This is a genomic window from Variovorax sp. GW531-E2, assembly GCF_059423125.1.
On the sequence record NZ_JBWKXQ010000009.1, the window covers coordinates 99,034 to 118,493 of the forward strand.

Here is a 19,460-nt window from a genome sequence, read left to right on the forward strand (position 1 = left end):
GCGGCAAGGGGCTCGCTCCCTATCGTGCAGGGCATGGACTACCCTGAACTCGCACTGCACATCGCCGGCCAATGGCGCACGCAGACCGCCGGCGGCCGCCGCGCGGTCGTCAATCCCGCCACTGAAGAAGTCATCGCGCAGCTGCCGCTGGCCGGCCGCGACGAACTCGCCGAAGCGGCCGCGTCCGCGCGTCGCGGCTTCGTGCAGTGGCGCGGCAAGAGCGCACTCGAACGCTGCAACATCCTGCGCGCCGCCGCGCAGAACATCCGCGCGCAAGCGAAGACGATTGCGCACGTGCTCACGCTCGAGCAAGGCAAGCCGCTGGCCGAGTCGCTGCGCGAGGTCACGCTGTCGGCGGACATCATCGACTTCCAGGCCGAAGAGGCCAAGCGTTTGTACGGCCGCCTCGTGCCGCCGCGCGTCGAAGGCATCCTCTCGCAGTCGGTGATGCGCCAGCCGGTGGGGCCGGTGGCGGCCTTCACGCCGTGGAACTTTCCGGCCAACCTGCCGGCGCGCAAACTCGCGAGCGCACTGGCCGCAGGCTGCAGCGTGGTCATCAAGCCGGCGGAAGAAACGCCGGGCACCTGCATGCTGCTGGTGCGCGCCTTTCTCGACGCGGGCGTGCCGCCCGACGCGCTCAACATGGTGTGCGGCGACCCGGCCGAGGTGTCGTCTTTCCTCATCGACCATCCGGCGATCGCCAAGGTGTCGTTCACCGGCTCGGTGGCCGTGGGCAAGCTGCTGGGCGAGCAGGCGGCGCGGCATGTGAAGCGCTTCACCGGCGAGCTCGGCGGCCACGCGCCGGTGATCGTCTGCGACGACGCCGATTTTCCCTTCGCGCTCAAGCAGTCGCTGGCCGCCAAGTTCCGCAATGCTGGCCAGGTGTGCGCGTCGCCGATCCGCTTCTACGTGCCGCGCGCCCGCTTCGGCGAATGGAGCGAGGCCTTCGTGCAGGCCGCGCGCGCGCTGCGCCTGGGCGACGGCACCGACCCCGTCACGCAGATGGGCCCGCTCGCGCACGCACGCCGCATCGAGGACATGCAGCGCTTCGTCGACGACGCCGTGGAACGCGGCGCGCAGCTGCTGTGCGGCGGCCACCGCGTGCAGCGCCCCGGCTTCTTCTTCGAGCCCACCGTGATCGCCAACGCACCGGCCGACAGCCGCGTGATGCGCCAGGAGCCCTTCGGCCCCATCGCCGTGCTGCAACCGTACGACACGCTGGACGAAGCCATCGCGCAGGCCAACGCCTTGCCCTACGGCCTGGGCGCCTACGCCTTCACGCGCGACCTGCACACCGCGCACCGCCTGGGCGACGCGCTCGAGGCCGGCATGGTCGGCATCAACCACTTCGGCGTCTCGCAGCCCGAGATGCCCTTCGGCGGCTGGAAGGAAAGCGGCATCGGCCAGGAGATGGGCGCCGAGGGCCTGCTGCACTACACCGAGGTCAAGACCCTCACCGTCGGCGTGCCGTGCTGAGCACACCCCATCGAATACTTCCGGAGACCTGCATGACAACGAAAGAAGCCGCCGCCGTGGCGGCGCTCAAACAAGACAACGCCCAGTACCTGTGGCACCCCATGGCGCATCCGCAGGCCATGCTCAAGAGCAAGCCCGACATCATTGCGCGCGGCCAGGGCTGCTGGATCTGGGACGTCGATGGCCACAAGATGCTCGACGGCGTCGGCGGCCTGTGGGCCGCGAACCTGGGTCACAGCAACCAACCGGTGCGCGACGCCATCGTGGCGCAGCTGGACGAGCTGCCCTTCTACAACGTGTTCCGCGGCACCACGCACCCGCGCGCCATCGAGCTGTCGGCGCGCCTGGTCAAGACCATGGAGCCCGACGGCGTGGCCGCCGTGTTCTTCAGCAACGGCGGCTCCGACGCGGTCGAGGGCGCGCTCAAGCTCGCACGCCAGTACTGGAAGCTCAAGGGCCAGGCCGACCGCTTCAAGTTCATCGCGCTGCGCCAGGGCTACCACGGCGTGCACTTCGGCGGCATGAGCGTGAACGGCAACCTGAACTTCCGCCGCGCCTACGAGCCGCTGCTGCCCGGCTGCTTCCATGTCGACACGCCCTGGCTCTACCGCAACCCCTACACGCAGGACCCGGAAGAACTCGGCGAGATCTGCGCCACGCAGCTGGAACGCGAGATCCAGTTCCAGGGCCCCGACACCGTGGCCGCCTTCATCGCCGAGCCGATCCAGGGCGCGGGCGGCGTGATCGTGCCGCCGCCCAACTACTGGCCGCGCGTGCGCGAGATCTGCGACAAGTACGGCGTGCTGCTCATCGCCGACGAGGTCGTCACCGGCTTCGGCCGCGGCGGCGCCATGTTCGGCACGCGGCTGTGGAACGTGAAGGCCGACCTGTGGTGCCTGGCCAAGGGCATCTCGTCGGGCTACGTGCCGCTGGGCGCCACCGCCATCGGCAACAAGGTGGCCGAGGTCTTCCTCAACGACCCCACGGGCCAGGCCGCGGTGGGCCACGGCTACACCTACAGCGCGCACCCGGTGGCGGCAGCCGCCGCACTCGCCACGCTGGACCAGATCGAGGCGCTCGACGTGCCTGGCAACGCGGCGCGCGTGGGCGCGCATTTCCAGGCGCGCGTGCGGCCCTTCGTCGACAAGTTCAGCTTCGTCGGCGACGTGCGCGGCATGGGCCTGATGCTGGGCATCGAGATGGTGGCCGACAAGGCCACGCGCACCACGCTGCCGCGCGGCAACCCGATCGCCGCGAAGGTGGCGCAGGCGGCCTACCAGCGCGGGCTGATGGTGCGCATCTCGGGGCCGAACCTCATCCTCTCGCCGCCGCTGGTCATCACGCGCGAGGAGGTGGACTTCATGGTCGATGCGCTCGAAGGCGCGTTCGCCGACGTGGAAGCGACGCTGTGAGTGCATCGCCCACGATCCTGCTGATCGGCACCGCCGACACCAAGAGCGCCGAGCTGCTGTTCATGCGCGAGTGCATCGAGGCCGGCGGCGGCCGTGTCGTCGTGATGGACGTGGGCGTGCTCGACGGCGCGCCCTTCACGCCCGACATTCCCAACACCGAGGTGGCCGCCGCCGCCGGCAAGACCGTGGCCGAAGTGGCGGCCAGTGGCGACGAGAACAGCGCCATGACGCTGATGGCACGCGGCGCCGCCAGGCTCGCCGCGCGCTGGCAGGCCGAGGGCCGCATCGACGGCCTGCTCGCGCTGGGCGGCACCATGGGCACCGACCTCGCGCTCGACGTGGCGCAGGCGCTGCCGCTGGGCGTGCCGAAGGTGCTGGTGTCGACCATCGCCTACTCGCACCTGCTGCCGCCCGAGCGCATTCCGCCCGACCTCATCATGGTGCTGTGGGCCGGCGGGCTCTACGGCCTCAACAGCCTGTGCCGCTCGGCCCTGAGCCAGGCCGCGGGCGCGGTGCTCGGCGCCTGCCGCCAGGCCTGCGTGCCGGCCTTCGAGAAGCCGCTGGTGGGCATGACCTCGCTGGGCTCCAGCGCGCTCACCTACATGAAGACGCTCAAGCCCGCGCTCGAAGCGCGCGGCTACGAGGTCGCCGTGTTCCACACCACCGGCATGGGCGGTCGTGCCTTCGAGGCGCTGGCCGCCGAAGGCCGCTTCTGCGCGGTGATGGACTTCAGCCTGCAGGAGCTGGCCAACCAGCTCGGCGGCTCGTGCGTGACGGCCGGGCCTGATCGCCTGCTCGGTGCGGGCCGCGCGGGCACGCCGCAGATCGTCGCGCCCGGCGCCATCGACATGCTCGACTACCCGGCCTGGCAGTCCACGCCCGAAGGCCTGGAAGGCCGGCCCACGCACATCCACAACCGGCTGCTGGCCTCCGCACTGAGCGCGCCCGCGTTCCGACGTGGCGTGGCCGCCGAGATCGCGCGCCGCCTCGCGCGCGCCGAGGGTGCCACCTGCCTGCTGATGCCGCTGCAAGGCATCGAAGGCTGGGACCGCCCCGGCGAGCCGCTGCACGACCCCGAAGGCCTTGCGGCCTTCACCGAGGCGCTGCGCGGCAGCGTCGATCCGGCGCGGCTCGTCGAGCTCGACGCGCACATCAACGACAGCGCCTTCTGCGACGCCGCACTGCGCGTGTTCGACGCCTGGGTGGCCGACGGCACCGTGCCCGCAGGGAGCCACGCATGACCCACGACACGCAAGCCCTCGTGCTCGACTTCGGCGGCGTCATCAGCCGCACGCTGTTCGAGACCCACGCCCTCACCGAAGAGGCGCTGTCGCTGCCGCGCGGCACGCTCACCTGGCGCGGTCCCTTCGACCTCGCGAGCGATCCGCTGTGGCGCGACATGCAGGCCGACAAGCTCTCGGAGCGCGACTACTGGATGGCGCGCACGCGCGAAGTGGGCGCGCTGGTCGGCGAACGCTGGGACCGCATGGAGACCTTCGTGCAGCGCGCGCGCGGCGCCGACCCCGAGGCCGCCATCCGCCCCGAGGCGCTCGCGGCCATCGAGGCGGCGCGCCGCGCCGGCTGCCGGCTCGCGATTTTGTCGAACGAGCTCGACCTGTTCTACGGCGCGGGCTTTCGCCAGCGCCTGCCCTTCATGAGCGCCTTCGACGTGGTGGTCGATGCCACGCACACCGGCATCCTCAAGCCCGATGCGCGCGCCTACCAGCAGTGCCTGGACCAGCTCGGCCTGCCTGCCGACGCCTGCGTGTTCGTCGACGACCAGCTGCGCAACATCGCCGGCGCGCAGCGCGTGGGCCTGCGCACCGTGCACTTCGACGTGATGCATCCGGGCGCGAGCTATGCGCAGGCGCTCTCGATGCTGGGCGTTTCTCCTTCTTCTTCCCTTTGACCGAGTTTTCGATGACCCCGACCTTCGAACCCACCGTGCCGCGCGAGCGCGTGCAGGCCCTGATGCAGGCCGAACAAGATCGCTACGCACGCACCCACGCGCGCAGCGGCGAACGCTTTGCGCAGGGCCAGCAGGCCTGGCTCTACGGCGCGCCCTCGCACTGGATGCGCCGCTGGATCGGCGGCTGGCCGCTGTACGTGCAGGACGCGCAGTTGCCTTATGGCGCGCGCTTTGTCGACGTGGACGGCAACGGCTATGCCGACTTCTGCCTGGGCGACACCGGCGGCATGTGCGGCCACGGCCATCCGGCGGTGGTCGAGGCACTGGCGCGGCAGGCGCGCGTCGGCAGTTCGTTGATGCTGCCCACCGATGACGCGGCCTGGGTCGGCGAGGAACTGTCGCGCCGCTTCGGCCTGCCGTACTGGAACCTCACGACCTCGGCCTCGGACGCCAACCGCGCCTGCATCCGCCTGGCGCGCATGGTCACGGGCCGGCCGCGCGTGCTGGTGTTCTCGGGCTGCTACCACGGCTCGGTGGAAGAGGCGCACGTGGAGCTGCGCGACGGCGCCGTCGCGATGCGCAACGACATCCACCCCAACGGCTTTCCGCACGACCAGCTGTCGGCCGTGGTCGAGTTCAACGACGTGCCCGCGCTGGCGCGCGCGCTGCGCGCCGGCGACGTGGCCTGCGTGCTGGCCGAGCCGGCCATGACCAACTACGGAATGATCGCGCCCGCGCCCGGCTTTCACGACGCGCTGCGCCGCCTCACGCGCGAGACCGGCACGCTGCTGGTCATCGACGAGACCCACACCATCTCGAGCGGCCCCGGCGGCTACACGCGCCAGCACGGGCTCGACCCCGACATGTTCGTGATCGGCAAGGCCATCGCCGGCGGCATTCCCGCCGCGGCCTTCGGCCTCAGCGCCGAGACCGCCGAGCGCGTCTGGCAGGTGCTGCCCAAGCTGCACCCGACCAAGCGCCAGTCGGCGCACGCCGGCTTCGGCGGCACGCTGGCGGGCAACGCGCTCACTGTGGCCGTGATGCGCGCGGTGCTTTCGCAGGTGCTCACGCCCGAGGCCTTCGATCGCATGCTGGTGCTGGCGCAGCGCCTGGCCGAAGGCGTCAACGCCAGCATCGCCGCGGCGGGACTGCCCTGGCATGCGACGCAGGTCGGCGCGCGCGTGGAGACGCTCTTTTGCGCCGACGCGCCGCGCAACGCGAGCGATGTGCGCCGCACGCGCGACGGCGAACTCGAAGCGCTGCTGCACCTGTACATGATGAACCGCGGCGTGCTCATCACGCCCTTCCACAACATGATGCTGTGCTGCCCCGGCACCACCGAGCGCGAGGTCGACGAGCACAACGCGGCCTTCGCCCAGTTCGTTCGGGAGTGCAAGGGATGAGCACGCCCGATCTCTTCGGCCTGCAGGGCAAGGTCGCGCTGATCACCGGTGGCGGGCGCGGCATCGGCGCGGCCATCGCGCAGGTGTTCGCCGAAGCCGGTGCGTCGGTGCTCATCGCCAACCGCACCGGCAGTGCGGGCGAGGCGGTGGCGGCCGAGCTGCGTGCGCGTGGCTTCGCGGCGCAGGCGCTGGCCTGCGACATCGGCCGGCACGACGAGGCCGAGCGCGCGGTGGCCGAGGCGGTACGCGTGTTCGGCGCGCTCGACATCGTGGTCCACAACGCGGCCGTGAATCCGTGGGCCGCCATTGACGCGATGACCGACGAGCAGCTCGAGCACACGCTGGCCGTCAACCTCAAGGCCTGCTTCTGGCTCACGCAGGCCGCTGTGCCGCATCTGCGTGCGCGCGGCGGCGGGCGGCTGCTCGTCACCTCGTCGGTGACCGGGCCGCGCGTGGCCATGCCGGGCAGCGCGCACTACGCGGCCAGCAAGGCCGGCGTGAACGGCTTCATCCGCACGGCGGCGCTGGAGTACGCGCGCGAGGGCATCACCGTGAACGGCGTGGAGCCGGGCTACATCGCCAAGCAGGGCGGCTCGCTGCTGTCCGATCCGGCGAAGGCCGCCCGCATCGCGCGCCACATCCCGGCCGGAGAGCTGGGGCGTCCCGAGGACATCGCCTACGCGATGCGCTTCCTGGCGAGCCCGGCGGCGCGCTACATCACGGGGCAGACGATCGTGGTCGATGGAGGCTCGACGCTGCCTGAAAGCCCGTTCTTCGCGGAGGCATCGGAATGAGCGCGCGCCTGCATGGCAAAGCCTGCCTCGTCGTCGGCGCAGCGACCGGCATCGGTGCCGCCGTGGCCGCGCGCTTCGCGGCCGAGGGCGCGCGCGTCGCGGTGGCCGGCTGGCCGCGGCCGCAGCCGGTGGGCGAGGGCCCGGCCTTCGATTGCGACGTGACCGACGACGCGGCGGTGCGCGCCACCGTCGCCGCAGTGCAGGCCGCGTTCGGCGGCATCGACGTGCTCGTGAACTGCGCCGGCATCGTCCGCAATGACGACGCGGCCGACATCGACGACGGCGACTGGCACCGCCTGCACGAGGTCAACCTCGGCGGCACCATGCGCTGCCAGCGCGCGGTGCTGCCCGGCATGGTGGCGCAGGGTGGCGGTGCCATCGTCAACATCGCCTCGGTCGCGGCGTTCAACGCCGGCGCCGGCATGGCCAGCTATGCGTCCAGCAAGGCCGGCGTGGTCGCGCTCACGCGCTCGGCCGCGCAGGCCTACGGCCCGCACGGCGTGCGCGTGAATGCGCTGTGCCCCGGCTGGGTCGACACGCCGATGAGCCGCCAGGAGATGCGCGACCTGGCCGCCGAACGCGGCATCGACGAAGACGCCGCGCGCGCGCAGACGGTGGCGCGCATCGCGCTGGGCCGCATGGCCACGCCCGAAGAGATGGCGGCCGTCTGCCTGTTTCTCGCCAGCGACGAAGCCTCGTTCGTGACCGGCGCGGCACTGGTGGCCGATGGCGGCGCGCGGGTGCCAGCCGCCGCACGCGCCGTGTAAGCGCCCAGAGACGCCACGCCCGCCCGGGCGTATGCTTGCGCGCCGCGGAGGGTTTTCAAAGATGCTTCCCATCGTCGTTGCGCTCATGGCGACCGTCATCCTGCTGGTCTGGATGGGGTTCTTCATGATGGGCTCGCTGCCCTTGCTCGTGCTCTCGCACGACACCCCGCTGGATTCGCGCTTCATCCGCGGCCTGTTCAACGTCTACTACGTGGCCGTGGTGCTGACCGCGAGCGCGGCGGCGCTCAGCTATGCGTGGTGCGGCAAGCCCTTTTTCGCGGTCGGCATGGCCTTCATCGCCGGCCTTGCCTTCGCGCTGCGCCGCTGGCTCATCATTCCGCGCATGGACCTGCTGCGCCACACGATCCCGGCGACGGACACGTCGATCGTGCAGTTCCGCAAGCTCCACATCGCGGGCATGGTGCTCAACGTGATGCAACTGGGCACGGTGGCCTGGGCGCTCACGCAGCTGGGGTTGTGAGCGGGGCTGGCCTCTGTCTCTATCGCAGGAACCGCCCTTCCTTCGTCACCCGCACCATCTCGATGAAGCGCGAGCCCGTGTTGCTGGCGCCCGTGAAGTCGATCTCCATGTTGCCGATGCGCAGCTTCATCGCCTTCAGCGTGGCGTGCAGCTTCGCGCGCGTGAGGTCGCGGCCGGTGCGGCGCAGGGCCTCGATCATCACGAGCGCGTTCACATAGCCTTCGTAGCTCAGGTAGCCGATGTCGACCTTGGCGCGCTCGGCCAGCTGGCGGAACTCGCGCGCGGTGGCGTCGACCTCGCTCCAGGGGTAGGGCACGATCTGCGAGATGGCCAGGCCGCTGGTCTTGTCGCCGACGAGCTTGGCTGTGACGTCGCCCGGCACGATCGACATGCCGTAGAACATCTGGCGACCGCCGGCGGTCCAGGCGCTCTTCATGACCTCGCCGCCGATGCCGCCACCCAGGTACATGAGCACGGCCTGCGCCTGGCTGTCGGCCAGCGCCTTGCCCGCGGCCTCGTTGGTCGTGCCGTCGCCTTTGACGGGCACCGCGGCCACGGGTTTGAGCTTGAGCGCGTCGAGCGCCGCCTCGACCAGCCGCGCCACTTCGGCGCCGCCGGGGTTGTCCAGGTAGGCCACGGCAATGCGCGAGACGCCGATGGTGCTCAGGTGCTGCACCAGCGCCTGCGCCTCGCGCGCGAAGGTGGCGCGCACGAAGTAGCCTGCGCCCGCGACCTTCTCGCGCGCCGAGTCCGACACCGCATAACCGCCCACCATCGGCGCGCCGCTCTGGCCCAGCACCTTGGCCGCGGCGGCCGTGGTGCCCGAGCCCACGCAGCCGAAGAAGGCGAAGGCGCGGTGTTCGGCGAGCAGCTTCTCGTAGTTGGCGACGGCCTTCTCGGGCTTGAGCTCGTCGTCGAGCGAGACCAGCTTGAGCTTGCGGCCCGCGAGCCCGCCCTGCGCATTGACTGCGTCGAAGGCCAGCCCGGCGCCGGCCATCACGACCTTGATCGGCACGCCCAGCGGCCCGCTCAGGATGCCGGTGTGGCCCAGGACGATCTCGCCGTCGCTGACGCCGCTCTCGGCGGCCAGGGCGGTGGAAGGCAAGGAAAGGAGGGGGCCGAGTCCGGCCGTCGCCGCGGCCGAGGCGGCGAGAAAACGTCTGCGATGCATGGAACCGATTCCGCTTCTAGATACAACTGATAACAATTGAAAGCGAAAGCGAGTCCCCGCGCCGCCGGGGTTTACCCCCTGTGTTGCGCCGTGTCCTCGCCGGGCGGCTCGCGCAGCTGCCAGGCCGCGCAGACGGCCAGCGCGCACAGGCCGGCCAGCATCAGGAACACCTCGTCGAAGGCGGCCAGCCGTGCCGCGGTGCTCACCGGGTTGGCGAGCGAGTCGCCGTGCGCCGCCAGGCGCCATTCGAGAATGATGGCGCACAGGCTCACGCCCACGGCGCCGCCGAGCATGCGCACGAAGCTGATCGCGCTGGCGCCCTGCGGGATGAGCGGCTTGGCCAGCGGGCGCATCGACCCGAGGTTGAGCGAGGGCAGGATGAAGCCCAGCCCGATGCGCCCGACGATCGCGAACACCACCAGCAGCCACAGCGGGCTGTCCAGCCGCAGCACGGCCATGAGCGCGAACGACACCGCCAGCAGCGCCAGGCCGATGCTCACCAGGAGCCAGGTCGGCTGCTTGTCGGCCAGCCGGCCCACGCCCGCGATGGTGAAGGCCAGCACGATGCCGGCCGGCAGCAGGGTCGTGCCCACGTGCGAGGCCGACAGGTGCAGCCCCACCTGCATGTACACCGGCAGCAGGTAGGTCGAGCCGAACAGCGCGGTGCCGTAGATGAAGGCGACCAGGCTGCCCATGGCGAACTGGCGGTAGCGAAAGAGCGCGAGGTTCATCAGCGGCGCGCCGCCCGAGGCCATGAGCCGGCGCTGCCACCAGACGAAGGCGGCGAAGGCCACGAGCGCGCCGGCCAGCAGCAGCGCGGCCTGCAGCGGTGAATCGCCGCGCAGCTCGACCAGCCCGTTCAGCAGGCACAGCGTGCCCACGGTGCCCAGCGCCAGGCCGCGCGCATCGAGCCCGCTGCCGCGCGTCGCGGCCACGCCGCCGGGCGCGGTCTTGGGCACGAACTTGTAGGCCAGCCAGATCGAGGCCAGGCAGAAGGGCACCACCATGAAGAAGATCGAGCGCCAGCCGAACAGGTCGACCAGCACCCCGCCGATGCTCGGCCCGATGGCCGGCGCCAGCACCACGCCCATGCCGAAGATGCCGCTGGCGCGCCCCTGCTCGTGCGGCTCGAAGGCGCGCAGGATGATGATGGCCGGAATGGGTTGCACCACGCCCGCCGCCAGCCCCTCGGCCACGCGCGCCAGCAGCACCAGCGGGTAGTGGTTGGCCACGCCGCCCACGACGCCGCCGGCCAGCAGCAGGAGCATGGTGCCGACGTAGGTGCGCCGGTAGCCGTAGCGCGACAGCAGCCAGGGCGTGGTGAGCATCGACACCGTCATGGCCACCATGAAGCCCGAGCTGACCCACTGCGCGCGCTCCTGGCCCAGCGCGAAGTGGTGGCTCATGTCGGGGATCGCCACGTTGACGATGGTCGAGGACATGATGGACGCCATCGTCCCCACCATGACCGACAGCAGCAGGTACCAGCGGTAGCGCTCGCCGTAGCGGGCGCGCAGGGCGCCCATGGAGGGCGGCGTGTCGGGTGTTGGGGGGGAGGTCATGAGGCGGCGCAGGGACGGTCGCGGGTCCGTCGTCCTACAAGCATATCGGTGTTTGCGCGGTCGACCGCGCGCGGGCCGGTCGCACAATGCGGCGGCTGTCCCCTGTGCGTCAAGTCTCCAAAGAACAAGCCATGCATCCATCGACCCCCGATTCCGGCCACGACCCGGCTGTACCCGATGCGGCCCCCACGCTTTCGGCGGAACTCGCCGCGCCCACCGTCAGCCGCGCCTATCGCTGCCAGTGCGGGCGCCCCGTGTTCCTGCGCAACAGCGAGTGCCTGGCCTGCCACACGCCGCTGGGCTACGTGATCGACCGGCTCGGCGTGGTGCCGCTGGCGCCGGCCGAAGGCGAGGGCGCGCTGCCGGACACCTTCACCGTCTTCGGCGATCCGCATGGCGCCACCTACCGCCGCTGCGCCAACCTCATGACGCCGGCCGCCTGCAACTGGATGGTGGCGCAGCCGCGCGAGGGCGAGACGATTCCCGCCGACACGCAGGGCCTGGCGCCCGGCTACTGCCTGGCCTGCAGCGTCACGCGCACCATCCCCGACCTGTCGGTGGAGGCCAACGGCGAACTCTGGCGCAAGCTCGAGATGCCCAAGCGCCGCCTGATCTCGCAGCTGCTCGCGCTCGGCCTGCCGGTGGTGAGTCGCCATGCCGACCCGGTGCACGGACTGGCCTTCGATTTCCTCAGCAACATGCCGGGCGCCCCGCACGTGATGACGGGCCACGAGCACGGCCTGATCACCCTCAACGCCGAGGAGGCCGAAGACGCCGTGCGCGAGCGCATCCGCGCCGAGATGCACGAGCCCTACCGCACGCTGCTGGGGCACTTTCGCCACGAGATCGGCCACTACTACTGGGACCTGCTGGTGCTGCCCACGCGCTGGATCGACGACTACCGCGTGCTCTTCGGCGACGAGCGCGCCGACTACGGCGCCGCGCTGCAGCAGCACTACGAACAGGGCCCGCCGCCCGATTGGGCGCAGCGCTTCGTCAGCAGCTACGCGAGCATGCACCCGTGGGAAGACTGGGCCGAGACCTGGGCCCACTACCTGCACATGGCCGACACGGCCGACACGGCGATGAGCTTCGGCATCGACGCGAGCAACGTGGAACTCACGAGCGACCTCTTTACCGCCGCCGACCTGTGGCAGCCCGAGCATCCCGATGCCGCGAAATTCCTGGACTTCATCAACGGCTGGGTGCTGCTGACCAGCATGCTCAACGAGCTGTCGCGCAGCATGGGCCAGCCCGACTACTACCCCTTCGTGCTGCCGCGCGCGGCGGTGGGCAAGCTGCAGTTCATCCACGGCGTGGTCACCGCGCAGCGCAGCGGCACGGCGCCGACGATGGTGACGGCGGGGGATGTGGCGGAAGCCGCGACGGAAGCTGCCGAGCCTGCACAGGGGCAGTCGCAGTCCCAGTCCCAATCGCCGTCGCAGGGCGACGTCGCTCAGTCCTGAGTCGGAGGCTTTCCTGCGGCGCAGCGCGCGCAGATGCAGGCCTGGCCGCGCAGCGCGGGCGGCAGCGTGTCGAGCGGCGCCAGCGAAAAATCGGCGGCCATGCACCAGCAGGGCGGCTGCGCCTGCCCGGTCTCGCGCTCGACCTCCATCGCGCAGCGGTTCGCCTCGCCGCACAGCGGACAGCGCGCGGTGTCGATGACCACCGTCATGCGAGCGCGAAGGCCGGCAGCTTCTTCGGCACCGCCACGTTGCGCAGCGTCGCGTACACCGGCAGGCCGTCGCGGTAGGCGGGGTAGTCCTCGCCCGCGATCAGCGGCAGCAGGTAGCGGCGGCACTTCTCGGTGATGCCGTAGCCGTCGTCCGAGATGAAATCGCGCGGCATCGGCTTCTCGACATTGGCCACCGCTTCGAGCGGCGCCGCGCCCAGCGTGTAGGCATAGGGCACGTCGCTCGTGCGTTCGATGGTCGGCATCACCGCGTTTCGGCCTTCGAGCGCCAGCTCGACCGCGCGCTGGCCCAGCTCGTAGGCCTGCTTCACATCGGTGGCCGAGGCGATGTGGCGCGCCGCGCGCTGCAGGTAGTCGGCCACCGCCCAGTGGAACTTGTGGCCCAGCGCCTCCTTCACCATCTGCGCCACCACCGGCGCCGCGCCGCCCAGCTGCGCATGGCCGAAGGCATCGCGTGCGCCCTGTTCGGCCAGGAAGGTGCCGTCGGGGTGGTGGCAGCCCTCGGACACCACCACGGAGCAGTAGCCGTGCTGCTGCACCATGGCATCGACGCGCGCCAGGAAGCGGGCCGCATCGAACTCGATCTCGGGGAACAGCACCACCACCGGAATGCCATGGTCGGCCACCAGCCCGCCAGCCGCGGCGATCCAGCCGGCGTGGCGGCCCATTACCTCGAGCACGAACACCTTGGTGGAGGTGGCGGCCATCGAGCGCACGTCGAACGAGGCTTCGAGCGTGGACACCGCCACGTACTTCGCCACCGAGCCGAAGCCCGGGCAGCAGTCGGTCAGCGGCAGGTCGTTGTCGATGGTCTTGGGCACGTGGATGGCCTGCAGCGGGTAGCCCATCGACTGCGACAGCTGGCTCACCTTGAAGCAGGTGTCGGCCGAGTCGCCGCCGCCGTTGTAGAAGAAGTAGCCGATGCCGTGCGCCTTGAACACCTCGATCAGGCGCTCGTACTCGCGGCGGTTCTTCTCGAGCGACTTGAGCTTGTAGCGGCACGAGCCGAACGCGCCCGAGGGCGTGGTGCGCAGCGCCGCGATCGCCTCGGCCGGCTCGGCGCTGGTGTCGATCAGGTCCTCGGTGAGCGCGCCGAGGATGCCGTTGCGACCGGCATAGAGCGTGCCGATGCGGTCCGGGTGCTGGCGCGCCGTCTCGATCACGCCGCAGGCCGAGGCGTTGATGACCGAGGTGACGCCGCCCGACTGGGCGTAGAAGGCGTTGAGGATGGGCATGCGCGGCATTCTCCCGCAGCCCTTTCCATGGCGCCAGTGGTGCCAAATGCGGGGCGCTTCAGCGCCCGCCGAGGCCCATCGCGCGCGTGATCACCTCTTTCATGATCTCGTTGGTGCCGCCGTAGATGCGCTGCACGCGCGCATCGGCGTAGGCGCGGGTGATCGGGTACTCCCACATGAAGCCGTAGCCGCCGTGCAGCTGCACGCACTCGTCCATCACCTTGCACTGCAGGTCGCTGGTCCAGTACTTGGCCATGCTCGCGGTGGCGGTGTCGAGCTTCTCGGCCATGAGCAGCTCGATGCACTTGTCGACGAACACCTGCGCCACCTGCACCTCGGTCTGCAGCTCGGCCAGCGTGTAGCGCGTGTTCTGGTAGTTGCCCACGGGCTGGCCGAACACCTTGCGCTCCTTCACGTAGGCCACGGTGTGGTCGATGGCGGCCTGCGAGGCGGCCACCGCGCTGATCGCGATCTGCAGCCGTTCCCAGGGCAGCTGCTCCATCAGGCAGACGAAGCCGCGGTTGACCTCGCCCAGCAGCGCCTCGGTGGGCAGGCGCACGTCGTTGAAGAACAGCTCGGACGTGTCCTGCGCCTTCAGGCCCAGCTTCTTCAGGCGCTTGCCCTTCTCGAAGCCCGGCATGCCGCGCTCGACGAGGAACAGGCTCGTGCCCTTCGCGCCCGCGGCCGGGTCGGTCTTGGCGACCACGATCACCAGGTCGGCGTGCCAGCCGTTGGTGATGAAGGTCTTGCTGCCGTTGAGCAGGTAGCTGCCGTCGGCTTGCCGGATGGCGCTGGTCTTCACCGCCTGCAGGTCGCTGCCCGCACCGGGCTCGCTCATGGCGATGGCGCCGACCATCTCGCCGCTGGCGAGCTTGGGCAGGTAGTGCTGCTTCTGCGCCTCGGTGCCGTAGCGCAGGATGTACGGCGCCACGATCTCGTTGTGCAGGCCGAAGCCGATGCCCGTGAAGCCGCGTGCCCACAGCTCCTCGAACTGGATCACCGAGTACAGCAGGTCGGCGCCCGCGCCGCCGTAGGTGTCGGGCAGCGCCATGCACAGGAAGCCGTTCTCGCCGGCCTTGGACCAGACGGCGCGGTCCACATAGCCCTGCTCTTCCCATGCGTCGTGGAAGGGCGCGATCTCCTTGTCCATGAAGCGGCGGAAGCTGTCGCGGAAGGCCTCGTGGTCGGCGGTGAAGAGGGTGCGTTCGATGGTCATGGGGACGTCAGCGGGTTTCGAAGACAGGAGGGCGCTTCTGCAGGAAGGCGCTCACGCCTTCACGGAAGCTGGGGCGGTCGATGAGCGCGCGCTGGCGCTCGCTCTCGTAGTGCAGTTGTTCCTTCAGCGTGTGGTGCTCCGAGGCGTCGAAGGCCTCGCGCGCTTCGAGCACCGCGTGCGCCGGCAGGCGCGCCAGCCGCTGCGCGATGGCGCGGGCCTCGTCCATCAGTTGCTCGTCGTCGGCGCAGGCCCAGATCAGGCCCCACTGCACGGCACGCCCGGCGCTCAGGCGCTCGTCGAGCAGCGCCATGCCCATCGCGCGCGCACGGCCGGCGCGGCGCGGAATGGCCCAGGTGCAGCCCAGGTCGGGCACGATGCCGAGCTTGGGCAGGAAGGGCAGGTAGAAGTAGGCGCTGCGCGCGGCGATGGTCACGTCGGCCGCGAGTGCCAGGCCCACGCCCGCACCGGCCGCCGGGCCATTGACGGCTGCCACCACCGGCACCGGCAGCGTGCGCAGCGTCTCGATGAGCGGGTTGCTGAGCTTCTGCATCCACTCGGCGGTCTGGTCGCCGAGCGTCTGGCCGGGCTCGCCGGGCGGCGCCATCGCGCTCAGGTCGGCGCCCACGCAGAAGGCCTTGCCGGCGCCCGTGAGGATCACGGCGCGCACCGTGCGGTCGTCGCGGATGCGCTCGAGCGCGTCGCGCAACTCGACCTGCAGATCTTTCGCGATCGGGTTCAGCTTGTGCGGCAGGTTCAGCGTGAGCGTGGCGATGCCGTCGGCCTGCTCGCACAGGATGCAGGGTTGGGGTGTTTGTTGCGGCGCGGTCATGCGAGCGCTGCGCCAAAAGTGGTGGTCATGGGCGTGTCCCTTTCAAGGCCAAGAAGGAAAACGGACGCCCAAAGCAAAAAGCCGCCTGTCGTCACGGCGGCGCGCGGTGCTGCTCCCTGCGGGGGCGGTCCATGGCATCGAGGTTCGATGCCACGGCGCCCGCGGTCAAGCCGGGGACAACCCGTGCAGCGCCAGTCGCCAAGGCGACCGCACGCGAGCCTGTGCGCGCGAGGCCGGGTTCGGCAGCGCGGCGGGCTGCGCGTCCGACACCGAGATGCACGAGGACTCCAGCGCCGACACCAGCACGCGCCGGTGCTCGGTGCTCTCGAAGCGCTCGCCCGGCCCGAGCACGATGTCGCGCGGGTCGCGGTCGAGCGTGATCCACACCGCGCCGCTGCGGCACTCGATGCCCACGCCCGCGCCGTCGGGCACGGCGAAGACGGCGCGGCTGGGCAGGCTCACGTGGAAGCGCGAGCTCGACGAGGAGAAAAAGGTGGAAGGGGACCGGTCGGTGGTGCTCATGGGAACCTCCATTGCATTCGTGATACGAATGAATATAGTGAGCCGAACCCTCTCTTACACGCGGTCATTCGGAACTCGTTGCATGCCTCCAGAGAATGTGAAAACCCCTGCCGGCGAGCTCCCGCCGCTCGAGCTGCTGCGCAGCTTCGAGGCCGCCGCGCGCCGGCTCAGCTTCACGCTGGCGGCGGGCGAGCTGCACCTCACGCAGTCGGCCGTGAGCCGGCAGATCCAGCAGCTCGAAGCCAGCCTGGGCGTGCTGCTGTTCGAGCGCCGCCACCGTGCGCTCGCGCTCACCGAGGCCGGCGGCGTGCTGCAGCGCGCCGTCACCGACAGCCTGGAGCGCCTGCGCGACGCCACCGCCCGCGTGCGCGCCAGCGCCGCGCCGCGGCAGGTGTCGATCACCACCACACCGGGCTTCGCGTCGCTGTGGCTCATTCCGAAACTGGCGCGCTTCACCAGCACGCATCCGCAGGTCGACGTGCGCGTGTCGGCCACGCTCGACGTGCTCGACCTGGACGTGAGCCGGCTGGACCTTGCGGTGCGCTTCGTTCCCATCGGGCGCGGCGTGGGTCCGGCGCTGTTCGAGGAGTCGGTGATCCCGCTGTGCGCGCCGCAGGTGGCCGCGTCGCTGCGCGAGCTGTCCGATTTTTCCAAGCTCACGCTGCTGACCATCGAGTACCCGGACCACAGCGAAGCCCCGACCGCCGACTGGGAGCCGTGGCTCAAGGTGATGGTGCTGGAAGACCTGCGCATGAAGAGCACGCTGCGCTTCTCGCAGTACGCCGATGCGGTGGCCGCCGCGGTGGCGGGGCAGGGCGTGGTCATCGGGCGCCTGCCGCTGCTGCGCGAACTGGTGCGCGACGGCCGGCTCGTGGCGCCGCTCGGCCAGGGCGTGGCATCGCACCGCGGCTACTTCATCGAGATGTCGCGGCGCGCCGCGGGCAACCGCGACGCGCAGGACTTCGCGCAATGGCTGCGCGACGAAGCGGAGGCCGCGCAGCGGAGCTGACTCAACCTGGCAGCAGCACCTTGTTGACGACGTGGATCACGCCGTTCGACTGGTAGACATTGGCGATCGTCACCGCCGCCGTGCCGCCCTTGGCGTCGGTCACCCACACCGTGCCGCCGCTCATCGTCGCCGTGAGCGTGCCGCCGCTCGCGGTCTTGAGCGTCGCCTTGCCGCCGCCCGCGTTGATCGCGCTCGTCAGCGCCGCGCTGTCCATGCGCCCGGGCACCACGTGGTAGGTCAGTACCTTGGTGAGCGTAGCCTTGTTCTCGGGCTTGAGCAGCGTGTCGACCGTGCCGGCCGGCAGTGCCGCGAACGAGGCGTTGGTGGGCGCGAACACCGTGAACGGGCCCGGGCTCTTGAGCGTGGCCACGAGGTCGGCCGCCTTCACCGCGGCGACCAGCGTCGTGTGGTCCTTCGAATTCACCGCGTTGTCGACGATGTCCTTCGTCGGGTACATCGGCGCGCCGCCGACCATGGGCGTGGCGGCACTGTTGCTGGCGTTGCTCATGCCACTGCCGGCGCACGCGCCGAGCAGGACCGACACGCCGAGGGCGATCACGAGTTTTTTCATGGATGTCTCCTGGAAGGAAAGGCTCTGTGGAAACCGCCAACAGCTCGGAGGCGCGATGCGCTTGAGATGCCATACGGCGCGATGCGCGAAGCGGATTCAACCGATGTGCCCTGTCAGCTTTGCGCCACAGCGCGCCGCGCCGGGCTTGCGCACGGCGAAGGCCCTCGCCAGAATCCGCCCTTCCTTTTTCAGCGACCGTTTTTCCAGACACCGCGCACGGCGACGATCAACCTCCCGGGCGAGAACACCATTCAATGAACCGTTCACTGAACACCTGACGCACACCGACCGCCCCGGCCGGATGTGCACCTTCGCATCCGCCGCGGCCGAATCGACAAGGGCCCCGCGCGCAACTGCATTCGCCGGGGCCTTTTTGTTTCTTTCGGAGTGTGCGCACATGAGTGCTCAACGAAAGGCCCGCGACGACGACAAGCGTCTGGGCCGGTTCTACTTTGCGGTGCCCGCGTCGGCACCGCGCAATCCCGTGGTGGCCGCGATGGCGCGCGGCGAATCCAGCCAGGGCGCAGGCCGCCACCTGCGCACCCACCGCGCCGAGCGGCGCGCGCAGAAGGTGGCGCTGCAGAAGGCCGCGCGCGACCTCGGACGGAGGGCCGACGATGCGTGACGACATGGACAAGGTGATCGTCGAGCGTCCGCGCGGCGGCTGGCGCGTGCAGGGCGATGGCCGCCCGTGGCGCAACAGCCCCGAGCGCGGTTCGCACCTGGGCATGAAGCGCGGCCTGCAGCATCCGAAGTGGCTGAGCGAAAACCTCCAGCCGCTCAAGCGCTGGCTGCACAAGCAGGTGCACCGGCCGTGGGACAAGGTGTACGCCGAGCTGTGCGCGGGCATCGATCGCCGCAGCACGGTGCAGGCGCACATCTTCCTGCACGTCGACGATTTCGTGGCACGCGACGCGGTGCTGTGCGACGGCGAGGTGCGGGTGCGGCCCTACCGCTGGGGCGCCCGCGACGGCGTGCCGCTGCACGAAGCGCCGGGCGTCGAGCTGTTCGTGCACCCGGTCACCGGCATCCTGCTGCCGAACCGGCGCCTGCGCGAGGCGCGTGCGGCGCGTCGCCTGGACCGGGCCGCGCGGCGCGGCGACACGCCGTATGCGGTCTATCACGTGATCGACGAGACCACGCAGTGGCACTGCGTCGAGGGCTGCTGGTTCGAGGTCGTGCTGGCGAAGTTTCCCGAGCGCACAAGCGCGGCGCAGCCAGAGCCCAAGTGCTATGACGTGCTGCGCCGCTGCATGGTCACGCGCTGCGGTGCGGCGCGACGTTCCGCGCCGGGCCTGCCTACGCACGTCGACATGTATGGGCGTCACGACGTCTATGCCGTCGCCAAGCGACAGTTGAGCCGGCGCGAGGTGCGGGCGCGGTTGGGGGATGCGGTGTGAGGCCGCGTGT

Annotated in this window: 20 protein-coding genes; 12 read left to right on the plus strand and 8 right to left on the minus strand. The window is 70.5% G+C overall.

Features of this window, described 5'->3' with window-relative positions:
• Positions 1–33 precede the first annotated feature (33 nt).
• From AC07XP_RS08720 to AC07XP_RS08755, 8 genes are all read left to right on the plus strand, one after another.
• The gene (locus AC07XP_RS08720; RefSeq protein ID WP_495264384.1) at positions 34–1,476 is read left to right on the plus strand and encodes an NAD-dependent succinate-semialdehyde dehydrogenase; all 1,443 of its coding nucleotides are present in this window, start codon (positions 34–36) and stop codon (positions 1,474–1,476) included.
• A 32-nt stretch (positions 1,477–1,508) separates the two neighbouring features.
• Complete coding sequence (locus tag AC07XP_RS08725; RefSeq protein ID WP_495264385.1) at positions 1,509–2,888, plus strand: aminotransferase class III-fold pyridoxal phosphate-dependent enzyme; 1,380 nt, start codon at positions 1,509–1,511, stop codon at positions 2,886–2,888.
• On the plus strand, positions 2,885–4,129 hold the full coding sequence (locus AC07XP_RS08730) for a Tm-1-like ATP-binding domain-containing protein (protein ID WP_495264386.1): 1,245 nt from the start codon (positions 2,885–2,887) through the stop codon (positions 4,127–4,129). The genes AC07XP_RS08725 and AC07XP_RS08730 overlap by 4 nt, the downstream gene beginning before the upstream one ends.
• The gene (locus AC07XP_RS08735) at positions 4,126–4,797 is read left to right on the plus strand and encodes an HAD-IA family hydrolase (protein ID WP_495264387.1); all 672 of its coding nucleotides are present in this window, start codon (positions 4,126–4,128) and stop codon (positions 4,795–4,797) included. Before AC07XP_RS08730 ends, AC07XP_RS08735 begins: the two co-directional genes overlap by 4 nt.
• A gap of 11 nt (positions 4,798–4,808) precedes the next feature.
• A complete protein-coding gene (locus AC07XP_RS08740) occupies positions 4,809–6,200 on the plus strand; it encodes a transaminase (protein ID WP_495264388.1) in 1,392 nt (463 codons plus the stop codon).
• Positions 6,197–6,994 (plus strand): SDR family oxidoreductase, encoded by a 798-nt coding sequence (locus AC07XP_RS08745; RefSeq protein WP_495264389.1) that lies wholly within the window; start codon positions 6,197–6,199, stop codon positions 6,992–6,994. Before AC07XP_RS08740 ends, AC07XP_RS08745 begins: the two co-directional genes overlap by 4 nt.
• On the plus strand, positions 6,991–7,761 hold the full coding sequence (locus tag AC07XP_RS08750; RefSeq protein WP_495264390.1) for an SDR family NAD(P)-dependent oxidoreductase: 771 nt from the start codon (positions 6,991–6,993) through the stop codon (positions 7,759–7,761). Before AC07XP_RS08745 ends, AC07XP_RS08750 begins: the two co-directional genes overlap by 4 nt.
• Positions 7,762–7,822: 61 nt before the next feature.
• A complete protein-coding gene (locus AC07XP_RS08755; RefSeq protein ID WP_062479768.1) occupies positions 7,823–8,242 on the plus strand; it encodes a hypothetical protein in 420 nt (139 codons plus the stop codon).
• Positions 8,243–8,261: 19 nt separating this feature from the next.
• Here AC07XP_RS08755 and AC07XP_RS08760 read toward each other — a convergent pair whose 3' ends face one another.
• Together AC07XP_RS08760 and AC07XP_RS08765 are read right to left on the minus strand one after the other, a co-directional pair.
• Positions 8,262–9,347, minus strand: coding sequence for an ABC transporter substrate-binding protein (locus AC07XP_RS08760; RefSeq protein ID WP_495264391.1), 1,086 nt, complete (start codon positions 9,345–9,347; stop codon positions 8,262–8,264).
• Between the two features lie 137 nt (positions 9,348–9,484).
• On the minus strand, positions 9,485–10,975 hold the full coding sequence (locus AC07XP_RS08765; RefSeq protein WP_495264392.1) for a DHA2 family efflux MFS transporter permease subunit: 1,491 nt from the start codon (positions 10,973–10,975) through the stop codon (positions 9,485–9,487).
• Positions 10,976–11,106: 131 nt separating this feature from the next.
• Here AC07XP_RS08765 and AC07XP_RS08770 point away from each other — a divergent pair, with 131 nt between their 5' ends.
• Positions 11,107–12,441, plus strand: coding sequence for a zinc-binding metallopeptidase family protein (locus AC07XP_RS08770; RefSeq protein ID WP_495264393.1), 1,335 nt, complete (start codon positions 11,107–11,109; stop codon positions 12,439–12,441).
• Here AC07XP_RS08770 and AC07XP_RS08775 read toward each other — a convergent pair.
• The 5 genes from AC07XP_RS08775 to AC07XP_RS08795 form a co-directional block, all read right to left on the minus strand.
• The gene (locus tag AC07XP_RS08775) at positions 12,432–12,650 is read right to left on the minus strand and encodes a cysteine-rich CWC family protein (RefSeq protein WP_447740537.1); all 219 of its coding nucleotides are present in this window, start codon (positions 12,648–12,650) and stop codon (positions 12,432–12,434) included. The two genes, AC07XP_RS08770 and AC07XP_RS08775, sit on opposite strands and share 10 nt — an antisense overlap.
• Positions 12,647–13,903 (minus strand): 6-phosphofructokinase, encoded by a 1,257-nt coding sequence (locus tag AC07XP_RS08780; RefSeq protein ID WP_095949760.1) that lies wholly within the window; start codon positions 13,901–13,903, stop codon positions 12,647–12,649. Before AC07XP_RS08780 ends, AC07XP_RS08775 begins: the two co-directional genes overlap by 4 nt.
• Before the next feature lie 58 nt (positions 13,904–13,961).
• Complete coding sequence (locus AC07XP_RS08785; RefSeq protein ID WP_495264394.1) at positions 13,962–15,119, minus strand: acyl-CoA dehydrogenase family protein; 1,158 nt, start codon at positions 15,117–15,119, stop codon at positions 13,962–13,964.
• A gap of 7 nt (positions 15,120–15,126) precedes the next feature.
• Complete coding sequence (locus AC07XP_RS08790; RefSeq protein WP_495264395.1) at positions 15,127–15,948, minus strand: enoyl-CoA hydratase-related protein; 822 nt, start codon at positions 15,946–15,948, stop codon at positions 15,127–15,129.
• A 165-nt stretch (positions 15,949–16,113) separates the two neighbouring features.
• Complete coding sequence (locus AC07XP_RS08795) at positions 16,114–16,470, minus strand: DUF2917 domain-containing protein (protein ID WP_062479754.1); 357 nt, start codon at positions 16,468–16,470, stop codon at positions 16,114–16,116.
• Positions 16,471–16,552: 82 nt separating this feature from the next.
• Between AC07XP_RS08795 and AC07XP_RS08800 the strand changes: the two genes are divergently transcribed.
• On the plus strand, positions 16,553–17,479 hold the full coding sequence (locus tag AC07XP_RS08800) for a LysR substrate-binding domain-containing protein (protein WP_447740547.1): 927 nt from the start codon (positions 16,553–16,555) through the stop codon (positions 17,477–17,479).
• Position 17,480: 1 nt separating this feature from the next.
• Here AC07XP_RS08800 and AC07XP_RS08805 read toward each other — a convergent pair whose 3' ends face one another.
• Entirely contained in the window at positions 17,481–18,050 is a 570-nt protein-coding gene (locus tag AC07XP_RS08805) for a fasciclin domain-containing protein (RefSeq protein WP_495264396.1), read from the minus strand.
• Between the two features lie 397 nt (positions 18,051–18,447).
• Here AC07XP_RS08805 and AC07XP_RS08810 point away from each other — a divergent pair, with 397 nt between their 5' ends.
• Positions 18,448–18,675: a hypothetical protein gene (locus tag AC07XP_RS08810; protein ID WP_495264397.1), complete on the plus strand. Its 228-nt coding sequence runs from the start codon at positions 18,448–18,450 to the stop codon at positions 18,673–18,675.
• Entirely contained in the window at positions 18,668–19,450 is a 783-nt protein-coding gene (locus AC07XP_RS08815) for a hypothetical protein (RefSeq protein WP_495264398.1), read from the plus strand. The genes AC07XP_RS08810 and AC07XP_RS08815 overlap by 8 nt, the downstream gene beginning before the upstream one ends.
• The last annotated feature ends 10 nt before the right edge of the window (positions 19,451–19,460 follow it).